This window comes from Siccirubricoccus phaeus (assembly GCF_008360935.1).
Taxonomy (GTDB): domain Bacteria; phylum Pseudomonadota; class Alphaproteobacteria; order Acetobacterales; family Acetobacteraceae; genus Siccirubricoccus; species Siccirubricoccus phaeus.
The window spans coordinates 435,571-450,900 of sequence record NZ_SRXO01000002.1 but is presented as its reverse complement, the minus strand read 5'-3'; the positions used below and the strand labels follow the sequence as shown (position 1 = coordinate 450,900).

At 68.3% G+C, this 15,330-nt stretch carries 13 protein-coding genes; all 13 read left to right on the top strand.

Going from position 1 to position 15,330, the window contains the following annotated elements; all coding sequences use genetic code 11:
- The first annotated feature begins 27 nt into the window (after positions 1-27).
- The gene (locus tag E5N76_RS04475; protein WP_149536085.1) at positions 28-900 is read left to right on the top strand and encodes a branched-chain amino acid ABC transporter permease; all 873 of its coding nucleotides are present in this window, start codon (positions 28-30) and stop codon (positions 898-900) included.
- An 11-nt stretch (positions 901-911) separates the two neighbouring features.
- Positions 912-1,922 carry a branched-chain amino acid ABC transporter permease gene (locus E5N76_RS04470; RefSeq protein WP_149536084.1) on the top strand — a complete coding sequence of 337 codons (1,011 nt, stop codon included), beginning with the start codon at positions 912-914 and terminating at the stop codon, positions 1,920-1,922.
- Between the two features lie 91 nt (positions 1,923-2,013).
- Positions 2,014-3,222 (top strand): ABC transporter substrate-binding protein, encoded by a 1,209-nt coding sequence (locus E5N76_RS04465; protein ID WP_207791859.1) that lies wholly within the window; start codon positions 2,014-2,016, stop codon positions 3,220-3,222.
- A gap of 55 nt (positions 3,223-3,277) precedes the next feature.
- A complete protein-coding gene (locus E5N76_RS04460) occupies positions 3,278-4,489 on the top strand; it encodes an ABC transporter substrate-binding protein (protein ID WP_149536082.1) in 1,212 nt (403 codons plus the stop codon).
- Between the two features lie 127 nt (positions 4,490-4,616).
- Positions 4,617-5,027 (top strand): hypothetical protein, encoded by a 411-nt coding sequence (locus E5N76_RS04455; protein ID WP_149536081.1) that lies wholly within the window; start codon positions 4,617-4,619, stop codon positions 5,025-5,027.
- Between the two features lie 192 nt (positions 5,028-5,219).
- On the top strand, positions 5,220-6,140 hold the full coding sequence (gene ppk2, locus E5N76_RS04450) for a polyphosphate kinase 2 (RefSeq protein ID WP_149536080.1): 921 nt from the start codon (positions 5,220-5,222) through the stop codon (positions 6,138-6,140).
- A 90-nt stretch (positions 6,141-6,230) separates the two neighbouring features.
- A complete protein-coding gene (locus E5N76_RS04445; protein WP_235907568.1) occupies positions 6,231-7,754 on the top strand; it encodes a pyruvate kinase in 1,524 nt (507 codons plus the stop codon).
- A gap of 36 nt (positions 7,755-7,790) precedes the next feature.
- A complete protein-coding gene (locus E5N76_RS04440) occupies positions 7,791-10,124 on the top strand; it encodes an Orn/Lys/Arg family decarboxylase (RefSeq protein WP_149536079.1) in 2,334 nt (777 codons plus the stop codon).
- 176 nt (positions 10,125-10,300) lie between these two features.
- Entirely contained in the window at positions 10,301-11,353 is a 1,053-nt protein-coding gene (locus E5N76_RS04435) for an ABC transporter substrate-binding protein (protein ID WP_149536078.1), read from the top strand.
- Positions 11,353-12,435, top strand: a complete 1,083-nt coding sequence (locus E5N76_RS04430; RefSeq protein ID WP_149536077.1) for an ABC transporter ATP-binding protein — start codon at positions 11,353-11,355, stop codon at positions 12,433-12,435. Before E5N76_RS04435 ends, E5N76_RS04430 begins: the two co-directional genes overlap by 1 nt.
- Positions 12,435-13,274, top strand: a complete 840-nt coding sequence (locus E5N76_RS04425) for an ABC transporter permease (protein WP_149536076.1) — start codon at positions 12,435-12,437, stop codon at positions 13,272-13,274. The genes E5N76_RS04430 and E5N76_RS04425 overlap by 1 nt, the downstream gene beginning before the upstream one ends.
- Positions 13,271-14,071: an ABC transporter permease gene (locus E5N76_RS04420; protein ID WP_149536075.1), complete on the top strand. Its 801-nt coding sequence runs from the start codon at positions 13,271-13,273 to the stop codon at positions 14,069-14,071. Before E5N76_RS04425 ends, E5N76_RS04420 begins: the two co-directional genes overlap by 4 nt.
- Before the next feature lie 148 nt (positions 14,072-14,219).
- Positions 14,220-15,260, top strand: a complete 1,041-nt coding sequence (locus E5N76_RS04415) for a GGDEF domain-containing protein (protein ID WP_235907574.1) — start codon at positions 14,220-14,222, stop codon at positions 15,258-15,260.
- Positions 15,261-15,330 lie beyond the last annotated feature (70 nt).

The window sequence follows — 15,330 nt, the reverse complement described above, 5'->3', positions numbered from 1 at the left end:
ATCGGCCGGCTCTTACGGAGCATGAGTATGGATGGGCTCACGCATCAGATCATCGCCGGCATCGCCACAGGCGGCATCTATGCCGCCGTCTCCCTTGCTTTGGTGATGATCTACCAGGCGACGCATCACGTGAATTTCGCGCAGGGCGAGATGGCGACCCTATCCACCTTCATCGCCTGGAGCATGATCCAGGCAGGCATTCCCTACTGGGTCGCCTTCTTAGCCACCATCGCCATTTCCTTCGTCATCGGCGCGGCGGTGGAGCGGCTGCTGATGCGGCCGGTGCAGAACGCGCCGGTGCTGACCCATGTCGGCGTCTTCATCGGGCTGCTGCTGATCATCGGCAACGCCACGGGCTGGATCTTTGGCTACACCACGAAGCTGTTCCCGACACCCTTCGAGAGCGAGAGGCCGCTGCTCGGCGGGCTGGTTTCGGCACATGAGCTGGGCAGCACCGCGGTGACGCTGGCCGTGCTGGTGCTAGTCTATCTCTTCTTCCGCCATACCAGGCTGGGGCTGGCGATGCGCGCCGCGGCCTACAACCCGCGCTCGGCGCGGCTGGTCGGCATCCGCGTCGGCTGGATGCTGGCGCTGGGCTGGGGGCTGGCGGCGGCGATCGGCGCGGTGGCGGGCATGATGGTGGCGCCGGTGGTCTTTCTCGACCCCAGCATGATGCTCGGCATCCTGCTCTACGCCTTCGCCGGCGCGCTGCTCGGCGGCATCGACAACCCCTCGGGCGCCGTCATCGGCGGCTTCGCCGTAGGAGTGCTGGAGAATCTGGCGGGCGCCTATGTGGTCGGGACGGAGCTGAAGCTGACGGTGGCGCTGGCCATCATCATCGGCGTTCTCGTCGTCAAGCCTTCCGGCCTGTTCGGCCGGGTGGTGCTGAGCCGCGTCTAGGGAGGGCGGGGATGAGCGCCACGGACCGCATCGCCGCCCTGCCCCTGCGCCGCCCCGCCGCGGGCCTCGCCGCCTGGCAGCGCGGCGCGCTGCTGCTGGCCGGGCTTGCCGCGGCGCTGGTGCCGCTCTGGCTGCTGGAGAGTTTCCATCTGTTCCAGCTCACCATGGCGGTGATCATGGCGCTGGCCGTGCTCGGGCTGAACATCGTCACTGGCTATAACGGCCAGATCAGCCTGGGCCATGGCGCCTTCTTCGCGGTCGGCGCCTATGCCACCGCCATATTGATGTCGCATCTGGACTGGTCCTTCTGGGCGACGCTGCCGGTCTCCGCCGCGGTGTGCGGGCTGGTGGGCTATGGCGTCGGCTTTCCGGCGCTCCGCCTCGGCGGGCTCTATTTGGCGCTCACCACCTTCTCGCTCGCCGTCGCCGTGCCGCAGATCCTGAAGCACCGCGCCATCGAGGACTGGACCGGCGGCGTGCAGGGCCTGTTCCTCGTGAAGCCGGACCCGCCCGGCTTCCTGCCGCTGAACGCCGACCAGTGGATGTACTGCGTGGCGCTGATCGTCGCGGCGCTGTGCTTCCTGCTCGCCTGGAACCTCATCCGCGGCCGCATCGGCCGGGCGCTGATGGCGACGCGGGACCACCCGATCGCCGCCGAGGCCATGGGCATGGACATCGCCGCGCTGAAGACCCAGGCCTTCGCGGTGAGCGCCATGATCACCGGCCTCGCCGGCTCGCTCTCTGCCGTCGCGGTGGAATATGTGGCGCCGGACAGTTTCAGCTTCGCCCTCTCCATCAACCTCTTCGTCGGCATGGTGGTGGGCGGCGTCGCCTCCATCCTCGGCTCGCTCTTCGGCGGCCTCTTCGTGCTCTTCGTCCCGAACATCGCGGAGGCGATCAGCAAGGCGGCGCCGGGCGTGATCTATGGCGTGCTGCTCATCGCCTTCCTCTATTTGCTGCCGGATGGCTTCGCCGGGCTGCTGCGCCGCCTGGCGGCAAGGCTGCGGCGGGGCGCGGGCTGACGATGCCGACAAACCGCCATCATCTCCCTGTCCAGTGCGTTGCCCTCGGCGCTGACGGGGGAGACATGGCCTCAGACCGGGAGAGACGATGATGAGGACGACCCGCCGCGCCCTGCTCGCCGGTACCGCCGCGGCGCTGGCCGCGCCGCAGATCGCGCCGGCCCAGGAAGCGCCGGGCGTGACCGCGACGGAGATCCGCATCGGCAGCACCAACGCCCTCTCTGGCCCTGCCTCCGCCTACTCCGTCATCACCAAGGGCCTCGCCGCCATGTTCAGGCGGGTGAACGACCAGGGCGGCATTGCCGGGCGGCAGATCAATTTCATCGCCTATGACGACGGCTACCAGCCGCCCCGCACGCTGGAACAGACGCGTCGCCTGGTGGAGCAGGACCGCGTCGCCTTCCTCTTCAACCAGCTCGGCACGCCGACCAACAGCGCCATCCACCGCTATGTGAATCAGCGGAAGATCCCGCATCTCTTCCTGGCGACCGGCGCCGACAAATGGGCCAATCCGCGGGAGTTTCCCTGGACCATCGGCTGGCAGCCAAGCTACCGCACCGAAGCGCAGATCTACGCGAAGTATCTGCTGGAGCAGAAGCCGGATGCGAGGCTCGGCCTGCTCTACCAGAACGACGATTTCGGCAAGGATTATGTGAACGGCGTGCGCGACGTGCTCGGGGCGCGCTTCGACGCCATGGTGAAGCTCGCCAGCCATGAGGCGACCGACCCGACCATCGACAGCCAGATCGTCTCGCTGCAATCGGCGGGCTGCGATGCGCTGATCTGCGGCATCATCCCGCGCTTCGCGGCGCAGGCCATCCGGCGGGTCTTCGATCTCGGCTGGAAGCCGATGATGTTCATGACCAATGTCTCGGTCTCGGTCGGCACCGTCATGCAGCCGGCCGGTGCCGAGAAGGGCATCGGCCTGCTCACCTCCGACTACCGCAAGGACCAGTCCGATCCCGCCTGGGTGAATGACCCGGGGATGAATGAATGGCGTGACTTCATGCGCCGCTACGTCCCGGATGGCGAGCTGGGCGACAACAACTACACCTATGCGTATGGGGTGGGCAGCACCATGCTGCAGGTGCTGAAGCAATGCGGCAACAATTTCAGCCGGGAGAACGTCATGCGCCAGGCGACCGATATCGCGCCGATGGAGATCGCCACGCTGCTGCCCGGGGTGAAGGTGCAAAGCCAGCCGAACAACTACAACGTCATCCGCCAGATGCAGCTCCAGCGCTGGAATGGCCGCGCCTGGGAACGCTTCGGCGGGGTGATCGAGGGCGCGCATGTCTGACCTGCCACGCCCTGCCGCCGGTGAAGGATAAGAACGACAGGGAGGAACAACGCCGATGCACACCCGCCGCACGCTGCTGGCCGCCACCGCGGCCGGCCTTGCCGCGCCACGCCTGGCCCGGGCGCAGGAAGCGCCTGGCGTCACCGCCACGGAGCTCCGCATCGGCAACACCATGCCCTATAGCGGCCCGGCCAGCGCCTATGGCTCCATCGGCCGTTCCCACCAGGCCTTCTTCCGCATGATCAATGACCAGGGCGGTATCGCCGGACGGAAGATCAATTTCATCACCTATGATGATGGCTACAGCCCGCCCAAGACGGTGGAGCAGGTACGCCGGCTGGTGGAGCAGGACCGCGTGGCCTTCCTCTTCAACACCCTCGGCACCGCGGCCAACAGCGCCATCGTCCGCTACGCGAATCAGCGCAAGGTGCCGCATCTCTTCCTCTCCACCGGCGCCGACAAATGGGGCAACTACCGGGAAACGCCCTGGACCATCGGCTGGCAACCCAGCTACCGCACGGAAGCGCAGATCTACGCCAAGCACCTGCTGGAGCAGAAGCCGAACGGCAAGCTCGCCTTGCTCTACCAGAACGATGATTTCGGCAAGGATTACGTCGCCGGCGTGCGGGACGTGCTGGGTGCGCGCTTCGACGGCATGGTGCGCACCGTCAGCCACGAAGCCACGGACCCGACGGTGGACAGCCAGATCGTGACTCTGGCCGGCAGCGGCGCCGATATCATGCTCACCGCCACCACGCCGAAATTCGCCGCCCAATCCATCCGCAAGGTGTTCGAGGTGGGGTGGCGGCCGCTGCACTACCTGACGAACGTCTCCATCAGCGTCGGCACGGTGATGGAGCCGGCGGGGCCGGAACGCGGCATCGGCATCATCACCTCCGCCTATCTCAAGGACCCGACGGACCCGGCCTGGGATCAGGATGCCGGGATGAACGAATGGCGCAGCTTCATGGCGAAATACCTCCCGGAGGGCGATATCAAGGATGGCAGCTTCCCCTTCGCCTATGGCGTGGCGCAGACGCTGATGCAGGTGCTGCGGCAATGCGAGGGCAATTTCGCCCGCGACAACGTCATGCGCCAGGTCGCGAATCTGCGCGGCTTCGTCCCCGCCACGCTGATCCCCGGCATCACGGTGAACACCTCGCCGAGCAATTTCCACCCGATCCGGCAGATGCAGTTGCAGCGCTGGACCGGCAGCACCTGGGAACGCTTCGGCGAGGTGATCGAGGGCGCTGCGCTGAGCGGCTGAGCGACACAGGCATCTTTCCGTCACGCCCTTGTCGTGGCAGCCATTTCGGCAACTATGAGGTGCTGGTCTCCCAGGCGCCGACCGTCACCCCAGCTTCGAGCTCGGGGCCAGCGATGCCGGGCATTTCATGCTGGCCATCGCCGAATGGGGCGGCGAGGCGCCGGCCGGCAGCCCGCTCTACACCAGCGCGCCGACGGCCGGCATTCCCGGCGCCGAGACCGGGTATAGCTTCACCGGCATCGGCCTCGCCCTCACCGCCGGCGCCTCCTACATCGCGATCCTGACGACGGCGGGCGTCGCTGACCCGCTGCTGGCGGCCACCGTCACCAGGGCCATCGGCGATGGCGGCCTGGGCGGCGGCTTCATCTTCTGGGATGGCGAATCCCCGACCTGGGTGAGCTGGTTCATTCCGCATCTGCTCTTCACCGCGGAATTCGCCGAGGCCACGCCGGTGCCGGCCCCGCCGGGGCTGGCGCTGCTGCCGGTGATGCTGCTCGGGCTCGGCCTCGCCGGGCGGCGGACGCAGCCGGCAGGTTGAACCGGCAGACTCGAGGCGGGCCCGGGGGACGCTCTTCCCCGGCGGGTCCAGGGGCAGAGCCCCTGGCGGGGGTTGGCGGCGAAGCCTCCGCGCTCCGCCTCTGTCATGCTTTCGTGATAGATGCGTCCCGCCTCCTCCCGCAGTCTGGCGCGCCAGCCCTGGCACCACCAGGCAGGATCAAGGGTAGGACAGATGCCAGATTCCACCGAAGCGCCCGCCGATCGCCCCTGGGTCGAGCTCGAGCTCGAGGATGATTTCGACGAGGAGCTGGAGCAGGAGATCGATGACAGCCGCCTGCCGCCCGAATTGCGGGCGCTGCGGCATGCGCATAAGCGCCCGGCCCTGGAGCGCGGCGCCTATTTCCGCGAGTTGATGCGCCTGCAGGCCGAGCTGGTGAAGCTGCAGGACTGGGTGATGCACAAGGGCCTCAAGCTCGTCGTGCTGTTCGAGGGCCGCGACAGCGCCGGCAAGGGCGGCGTCATCAAGCGCATCACCCAGCGCGTGAACCCGCGCACCTGCCGCGTCGTCGCCCTGCCCGCGCCCTCGGACCGCGAGAAGACGCAATGGTATTTCCAGCGCTACGTCCCGCACCTGCCCGCGGCCGGGGAGATCGTGCTGTTCGACCGGAGCTGGTACAACCGCGCCGGCGTCGAGCGGGTGATGGGCTTCGCCAGCGAGCAGCAGGTGGAGGATTTCTTCCGCGACGTGCCGGAATTCGAGCGCATGCTGGTCCGCTCCGGCATCATCCTGGTGAAGTACTGGTTCTCCATCACCGACCAGGAACAGCAATTCCGCTTCCTCATGCGCATCCACGACCCGATCAAGCAGTGGAAGCTCTCGCCCATGGACCTGCAGTCCCGCGTCCGCTGGGAGCAATACACCAAGGCGAAGGAGGACATGTTCGAGCGGACGAACATCCCCGAGGCGCCCTGGTACATCGTCGAGGGCAATGACAAGAAGCGGGCGCGGCTGAACTGCATCGCCCATCTTCTCTCCCGCATCCCCTATGAGGAAGTGCCGCATCCGCCGGTGGTGCTGCCGGAGCGGGTCTTCGACCCGAATTACGAACGCCGGACGCTGCCGTCGGAGCTCTACGTGCCGGAACGATACTGAGCGCCGCGCTCGCGGTCATTGCAACTTCATCCACGCCCGGCGTTGGGGGAGGCTAGACCGCCAAGGATGCAGCCAAAGGGTGACACAACGATGGAGGCGATCCTCAGCCGGCACGGCCTGCCGACACAGATGGGTGCGGGGCTGCCGGATGCCGCTGCCCTGCACGCGGTGCTGGAGGAGCTGCTGCAGGCGCTGGAAGCGGAGGCAGGCCGCATCGCCGCCGGCTGGGGCGCGCCGGGCCCACGCGCGGAATTCGCCCCCGGTGCGGAGAACCTCGCCTGGTACCTGGCGCTGCGCCGGCACGATATCCGGCCGCTGCAGCGGCTGCTGATGGTGCTCGGCCTGTCCTCGCTCGGAAGGCTGGAAAGCCGGGTGCGGCCGGCGCTGCAGGCGGTACGGGCGACGCTGGCCGGGCTCGCCGGCCTGCCCCCGGCGCCGCGCCCGGCGGCGGAGGATTTCTTCGCCGGGGAACGCGCCCTGGCCCGCCATACCGCGGAGGTGCTGGGGCCGGCGACGCCGCAGCGTCCGGTCGGGCTGCTCGTCACCTGCCCCAGCGAGGCGGCCGATGACCCGGGCTTCATGCTGCAGCTTGCGCGGCGCGGGGTGGAGGCGGTGCGGCTGAATTGCGCGCATGACGATGCGGCGGCCTGGGGCCGGATGATCCGCCACCGGGACGCCGCCGCCGAGGCCACCGGCCACCGCATGCGCGTGCTGATGGATCTGGCCGGGCCGAAGATCCGCACCGGCGCGCTGCGCCTGCCCGGCCCCGGCCAGCGGGTGATGCCGGAGTCCCTGCTGGCCGTGGTGCCGCCCGGCGGGCTTGGGGAGGCGCCGGAAGGCCCCACCACCTTCGCCGCCGAATGCACGCTGCCGGAGGTGCTGGAGATGGTGGCGCCCGGCGACCGGCTCTTCGTCGATGACGGCAAGATCGAGACGGTCGTGGAGCGCAAGGCAGCCTGGGGCCTGCTCGCCCGGGTGACGCGGGTGCCTGAGGACGGCGCGAAGCTGCGCAGCGAGAAAGGGCTGAACTTCCCGGACACCACGATCCGCTGCGCCGCGCTGAGCGAGAAGGACCGGGAGGATCTGGCCTTCGTCGCCCGCCATGCCGACGGCATCGAATATTCCTTCGTGCAGTCGGCCGAGGATATCCGCCTGCTGCAGGCGGCGCTGGCGGAGCACCGGCCGGAGGATTGGCGGACGCTCTCCCTGGTGCTGAAAATCGAGACCACCCGCGCGGTGCGCGCCCTGCCGGAGATGCTGGTGCAGGCGGCCGGTCAGCAGCCCACCGCCATCATGATCGCCCGCGGCGACCTGGCGGTGGAGATCGGCTTCGCCCGCACCGCGGAGATGCAGGAGGAGATCCTCTGGCTGGGCGAGGCGGCGCATGTGCCGGTGATCTGGGCCACCCAGGTGCTGGAGCATCTGGTGCGCAAGGGCACCCCGCTGCGCGGCGAGATGACGGATGCCGCCATGGCGGCGCGGGCCGAATGCATCATGCTGAACAAGGGCCCGCATCTGCTGCTGGCGATCGCGGAGCTGGACGGGCTGCTGCGCCGCATGGGCCAGCATCAGTACAAGAAAACCCCGCAATTGCGCGCCCTGACGAGCTGGTAGGGCGCCGCGCGCGGCGCCGCGGCACCGGAGAGGACCATGGAATACGCACGACGCTTCAAGCTTTTGGTCTGCGCTCCGAATTTCGACGAGACCGATCTGGAAGGCGTGCGGCTGCGGGAGATCCTGACCCGCGTCGAGGGCATGGGCTATGCCGTGACCCGCGCCCGCCGCGACGATGATGCGGAGCTGGTGATCCGCACCGATGCGGCGCTGGGCTGCATCATCGTCGATTGGGGCAAGAAGGGGCTGCAGGGGAAGTCCGCCGCGCTGATCCACCTGGTGCGCAAGCGCGGCCTGGATGTGCCGATCATCGTGCTGGTCCGCCGCCACCGGCTGGAGGACATCCCGGTGGAGGTGCTGGACGATGTAGACGGCTTCATCTTCCTCGCCGAGGAGACGCCGGAATTCATCGCCAAGAATCTGGTCTCCCGCCTGCGGCAATATGCCGAGACGCTGAAGACGCCCTTCTTCGGCGCGCTGGTGGATTATGCCGAGCAGGGCAACATGCTGTGGACCTGCCCCGGCCATAATGGCGGCATGTTCTACAGCCGCAGCCCGATCGGCCGCATCTTCGTCGAGCATCTGGGCGAGGCGGTGTTCCGCGACGACCTCGACAATTCCGTGCTGCAGCTCGGTGACCTGCTGACACATGAGGGGCCGGCGCTGAAGGCGCAGCAGGAGGCGGCGGAGATCTTCGGCGCCGAACGCACCTATTTCGTGCTGAACGGCACCTCCACCTCCAACAAGATCGTGCTCTCCGCTTTGCTGGCGGAGGGCGACCTGGTGCTGTTCGACCGCAACAACCACAAGGCGGCGCATCACGGTGCGCTGTTCCTCGGCGGCGCGGTGCCGGTCTTCGTCGAGACGGCGCGCAACCCGCACGGGCTGATCGGGCCGATGAACCTGGCGGCGCTGGAGGAGGAGAGGCTGCGGCAGGCGATCCGCGACAACACGTTGGTGCAGGACAAGGAAGCCTGGCGCCGCCCCCGCCCCTTCCGCGCCGCAGTCATCGAGCAATGCACCTATGATGGCACGATCTACTCGGCCGAAGCGGTGCTGGCGAAGATCGGCCATCTCTGCGACTACATCGTCTTCGACGAGGCCTGGGCCGGCTTCATGAAATTCCACCCGCTCTTCAAGGGGCGGTTCGGGATGGGGCTGCAGAAATTGGGGCCGGAGAGCCCTGGCATCTTCGTGACGCAGAGCACCCACAAGCAGCTCGCCAGCTTCTCGCAGGCCTCGCAGATCCATGTGCGGGACGCGCATCTGGAAGGGCAGCGGCGGAAGGTGAACCACCACCGCTTCAACGAATTCTACCTGCTGCACGCCTCCACCAGCCCCTTCTACCCGCTCTTCGCCTCGCTGGATGTGGGCGCGCAGATGATGAAGGGCCGCTCCGGCGAGGTGCTGTGGGACGACACCATCCGCCTCGGCATCGAGATCCGGAAGAAGATGCGGCTGACCCGGCGGGAATTCGAGGAGAAGGAGACCGACCCCGCGCGGCGCTGGTTCTTCGAGCCCTTCGTGCCGAAGGAGGTGCGGCTGCCGAATGGCGAGGCCGCGCCCTGGGAGACGGTGCCGACCGATCTGCTCGCCGCCGACCCCGCCTATTGGGCGCTGAAGGCGGAGGAGGGCTGGCACGGCTTCGGCGATGTCCCGCCAGGCTGGGCGATGACCGACCCCAACAAGCTGACGGTGCTGACCCCTGGCTTCCGCGACGGCGGCTATGACGAGCATGGCGTGCCGGCGCCGGTCGTGGCGGAATATCTGCGGCAGAACCGCATCGTGCCGGAGAAGAACGACCTGAACAGCCTGCTCTTCCTGCTGACGCCGGGCGTGGAGAGCAGCAAGGCGGGCACGCTGCTCTCCCACCTCGTCACCTTCAAGAAGCTGCATGACGAAAATGCGCTGCTGGAGGATGTGATCCCGGATTTCGTCGCGCAGCGGCGCGCGCGCTATGGCAAGGCAAGGCTGCGCGACCTCTGCGCCGCCATGCATGCCTTCTACCGGGCGGAGGATGTCAGCCGGCTGCAGGCGGCGCAGTTCCGCGAGGAGCATTTCCCGGACATGGCCATGCCGGCGCAGGCAGCGGTGCGGGCGCTGGTGCGCAACAAGGTGGATTACGTGCCGCTGGAGGAGGCGGAAGGGCGGATCGCCGCGACGCTCTGGCTGGTCTATCCGCCGGGGATTGCCACGGTTATCCCGGGGGAGAGGCTGGGGCAGCGCTCGCGGCCGATGATCGCCTATCTCAAAGCCTTCGAGCGGGCGGCGAATCTCTTCCCTGGCTTCGAAAACGAAATTCAGGGCCTGTACCGGGAGAAGGGGCCGGACGGGCAGATCCGATTCCACACCTATGTCGTGCAGGAATAGGCGCCGCCGCAGCCCAGGGGCGGCCTGACGCCGGCAGGACGGGGGCCATGGGGCAAAACCCCGATCCTCCCTCGCCGCCGGCCGCGAAGCTGCTTGACCGCGGGCCCCTGGCCAGGAATGCTGCGCAGCAACAAGAACACTCTGGGGACGACGCCGCATCGAGGGGATAACCGCCGATGTCGGGACTGATTCTGCCGCGCCGCACCCTGCTGGCCGCAGGGCTTGCCATGCCTTTCGTCAAGACCGCCGCGGCCCAGGCCGGGGAGGTCATCATCCGCAACCCGGGCGGCGTCTATGACGACGTCATGCGGAAGTATGTGTACGACCCCTTCACCCAGGCCACCGGCATCAAGGTGACCGCCGTCGCCGCGACGGCGGCGAAGCTGCTGGCCATGTTCCGCGCGAACAATGTGGAGCTGGACGTCATCGACGCCGGCGACAGCATCCTGGAGCAGCTCCGCCGGCAGAACGCCCTCGCCCCGCTGGATTACGGCAATTGGCGCTGGACCAAGCCGGACGACATCCCGGCCGAGGTGCGGCTGCCGACGCGCGCCGCCAACATGCTCTACGGCTCCGTCCTCGCCTACAGCAAGGAAGCCTTCCCGGACGGCAGGCACCCGAAGAGCTGGGCGGAATTCTGGGACGCGACGAAATTCCCCGGCCCGCGCAGCTTGGCGGACATGGCCACCGGCAATCCCTATCTGGAATTCGCCCTGCTGGCCGATGGCGTGCCGAAGGACAAGCTCTACCCCATCGACATCGACCGCGCCTTCCGCGCCATGGGCCGCATCCGCCCGCAGATCCGTAAATTCTGGGACACCGGCGCGCTCTCCGCGCAGATGATGGCGGACAAGGAAGTGGTGCTGGCCGGCCTCTGGAACGGCCGCGTGCAGGTGCTGATGGACCGCGGCGCGCCGCTCGGGATCGAGTGGAACGAGAACATGATCGAGGTCCAGGCGGTCGGCATCTTCAAGGACGCGAAGAACGTCGCCGGCGGCCAGAAGCTGATCGACTTCATGCTGCAGCCGGAGGCGCAGGCGGGGTATTGCCGCGACCTGACCTACGGCCCGACCAACAAACAGGCCTTCGCCCTGCTGCCGGCGGAGCAGCTCACCCGCATGCCGGGCAGCCCGGCTTCGGCGGACAAGGGCTTCTACAAGAACATCGCCTGGTGGGAGGACAACCGGGACCGCGTGAACCGCCAGTGGTCGCGCTGGATCCTGGGTTGATGCCGCGGGATTCCGGTCCCGCCACCACCCCCGCCATCCTGCTGGAAGGGCTGACCAAGCGCTACGGCGCGGAGACGGTGGTGGCGGATGTCAATCTCGACATCGCGCCGGGGGAATTCCTGACGCTGCTCGGTCCCTCGGGCAGCGGCAAGACCACCACGCTCTCCATGCTGGCGGGCTTCGTGCTGCCGGATGCGGGGCGGGTGGTGCTGGCCGGCCGCGACGTCTCCAAGGCGCCGCCCCGCGCCCGCGGCCTCGGCATGGTGTTCCAGAACTACGCCATCTTCCCGCATCTCGACGTGTTCGAGAACGTGGCCTTTCCCCTCCGCGTGCAGCGCAAGCCGCAGAAGGAGGTGGAGACGCGCGTCTGGGACGCGCTGCAGATGGTGAAGCTGACGGGGTTCGAGAAGCGCTATGCCCGCCAGCTTTCTGGCGGCCAGCAGCAGCGCGTGGCGCTGGCCCGCGCCATCGTCGCCCACCCGCCCGTGGTGCTGATGGATGAGCCGCTGGGCGCGCTCGACAAGAACCTGCGCTACCACATGCAGGTGGAGATCAAGGAGATCCAGCGCCGGCTCGGCACCACCATGGTCTACGTCACCCATGACCAGGAGGAGGCGCTGACCATGTCGGACCGGATCGCCATCATGAATCACGGCCGCATCGCCCAGCTCGGCCCGCCGCGGGAGGTGTATGAGAAGCCGGAGAACGCCTTCGTCGCCCGCTTCCTTGGCGAGGCGAATCTGCTCGCCGCGAAGCCGGCCGCGGGCGGCGCCGTCACCGCCAAGGGCGCACCGCTCGAAGCCGGCAGCGGCGCGCTGGGCGCGGAAGGCGGCTTCCTCTTCGTCCGGCCGGAGAAGGTGACGCTCTCCGCCGGGGCGGCGCCCGCCGGCCCCAACCGCCTCTCCGGCACCATCCGCCACGCCTCCTTCCTCGGCAATGTCGTGCGCTATGCGGTGGAGCTGGGCGAGCCGGAGCCGCTGCTGGTAGATGCGGCGAATGCCGCCGGCGCCGCCATCTTCGGCCCGGGCGAGACGGTGACCGCAAGTTGGGACGCCGGTGATTGCCGGCTGCTGGCCGGCTGATGCCGCTCGGCCGTCTTGGCGCCCTGCTGCTGCTGGCGCCCACCCTGCTGCTGATGCTGCTGATCTTCGTCGGCCCGATCGGCTGGTTCCTCTCGGCGGCGCTCGGGGAGCTCGGCTCGCTGTCGGAGATCTGGGAGGAGGCGGTGGCCACCCTCGGCTCCCGCACCATCCTCGCCGCCATCCTCAACACCAACTGGATCGCCTTCCTGGTGACCCTGGTGGTGCTGGCGCTGGGCTACCCGCTTGCCTATGCGCTGACGCGGGCGAAGGGCCTCGCCTTCACCGCCATCCTGGTCTGCATCCTGCTGCCCTATTTCACGAGCGTCATTGTCCGCACCTATGCCTGGATGGTGCTGCTGGGGCGTAACGGCCTCATCAACCAGGCGCTGCTCGGCCTCGGCGTGATCCAGCAGCCGCTGGAGCTGATGTACAACCGCACCGGCGTCATCATCGGCATGACCTATGTGCTGCTGCCCTACATGATCCTGACGCTCTACAGCGCCATGAAGGCGGTGGACCCGCGCCTGCTGCAGGCCGCGGAGGGCATGGGCGCCTCCCCCTTCGAGGTGTTCCGCAAGGTGTTCTTCCCCCTCACCCTGCATGGCGTCGTTGCCGGTGCGCTGATCGTCTTCATCCTCGGCGTCGGCTTCTTCATCACCCCCGCCCTGATGGGCGGCCCAGGCGACATCATGATCGCCATGCTGATCGAGCGGGAGATCGAGCTGACGCAGAACTGGCCGGTCGCGGCGCTGATGACGCTGGTGCTGCTGGCGGTGACGCTCAGCCTCTACGCCGTCTATCACCGGTTCTCGGCGGAGCGCCCGGGGCTGGCGGCATGAGCGGGCTGGTGATCCGCACCGCCCTGGTGCGCGCCTTGGTGACGGTGTTCTGCGTCGGGCTGCTGGCGCCCATCGTCATCGTCGTCATCGCCTCCTTCAGCGGCGATGGCTACCTGAAATTCCCGCCCAGCAGCTTCTCGCTGCACTGGTATGACCGCTTCCTCGGCGATGCGCGCTGGCGGAACGCGCTGCTCAACTCGCTCTGGATCGCGGCGATGACCTGCGTCATCGCGACGGTGCTCGGCTTCCTCGCCGCCTATGCCATGGTGCGGGCGGGGTTCAAGGGCAAGGGCGCGCTGACCGCCTTCCTGCTGGCGCCCTTGATCGTGCCGCATGTCGTCACCGCCATCGCGGTCTATTTCCTGTCCGCCCCTTGGGGCCTGATCGGCGTCAAGCCCTGGATCGCCCTGACCCATGCGGTGGTGGCGCTGCCCGTGGTGCTGGTCATCCTGCAATCCGCGCTGCAGGCGGTGGACCCCAACCTGGAACGGGCGGCGATGATCTGCGGCTGCACCCGCTTCGGCGTGTTCCGCCGGGTGGTGGTGCCGCTGGCCCTGCCGGGCGCCATCTCCGCCGCGCTCTTCTCCTTCCTCACCTCCTTCGACGAGCTGATGATCTCCCTCTTCCTCGCCGGCGTCCGGTCCGAGACCTTGCCGGTGCGGATCTGGAACAGCCTGCTGCTGGAGGTGGAGCCGACCATCGCCGCCGTCAGCACGGTGCTGATCGCCGTCACGGTGGTGGCGCTGCTGGCGGATTGGGGCGTGCGGCGGCTGCGCGGGGCGCGGCTGGCGGGCTGAGCGCCTGCCCGAAACACCTGAGCAGAGCCCGGCCGCCCCGAAAGCGCGGGCCATGCAACTGCCTTCTTTACGTCGGTTTCATTCCTATACCATAAGAATTGGGCGAGGACAGGCAAAGTTGGGAATGGGCTCGGACGCGACCTTGTCGATGCATGCCGCCGCGGCGCCGGCCAGGACCGGCAATGCCGCCGTGGCCTTCGCCCATGCCGCCATCGCCTCCATGCTGCGCTTCGGCATCCGCCCCACACCCGCGCATTTCACCATCTGGTACGACTACCATTCCGGCGAGCAGCCGATGGTGCGCCGCGTACTCAGCACCTTCCTCGACAGCGGCCAGCCAGTCGACGAAAGGCTGATGTTCGAGATCCATGACCGCTTCTACCGCCCAGGGCGGGAGATGCAGCTTTTCCTGGACGCCTCGCAGCACATCCAGTCCGCGCTGCATGTGGCGGTGAGCCAGGTGGCGGAGGCGGGCAGCAACGCCACGCGCTACGGCAGCACGCTGCGCCGCTTCTCCGGCGCGCTCGGCGCCGAGGGGCCGGAACTGCCCGGCCTGCTCGCCCGGCTGCAGGAGGAGACGGAGGCGCTCTCCCGCCGCTGCGACCAGCTCGGCGGAGACATCTCCAGCTCCGCCGAGCGCATTGGCGCGCTGGAGCGCGAGCTGGCGGAGGCGCGGCGGGAAGCCACCACGGATGTGCTGACCGGCCTCCCCAACCGCCGGGCCTTCGAGGATCAGCTCCGCCGGGCGGCGCAGGAAGCGACGATGCGGGGCCATTCGCTCTGCCTGCTCATCGCCGATATCGACCGCTTCAAGCATATCAACGATACCTGGGGCCACCCGGTGGGGGATGCGGTGCTGCGCCGCGTGGCCCAGACCATCGGCGCCTGCCTGGGCGAAGGCATCCTGGCCGCGCGCATGGGGGGCGAGGAATTCGCCGCGCTGCTGCCGCACGCCACCCTGGCCGCGGCGCAGCAGGCGGCGGAGCGGATCCGCCAGGCGGTAAGCGAGAAATCCTTCTCCGTCCGTTCCACGGGGAAAGACCTCGGCATCGTCACCATCTCGATCGGCGTCGCCGCCTATCAGCGCGGGGAGCCGCTGCCCTGCCTGGTGGAGCGCGCCGATGTGGCGCTGTACCAGGCGAAGCAGGCAAGGCGGAACCGCGTGGCCAGCCTGCCGGAGCCGGTATAGGCCGGGAGGGGCTCTGCCCTCTTCCGCATCGGACGCCGTGCGTCCGATCCGCCAAAGGCCGCAGGGCCTT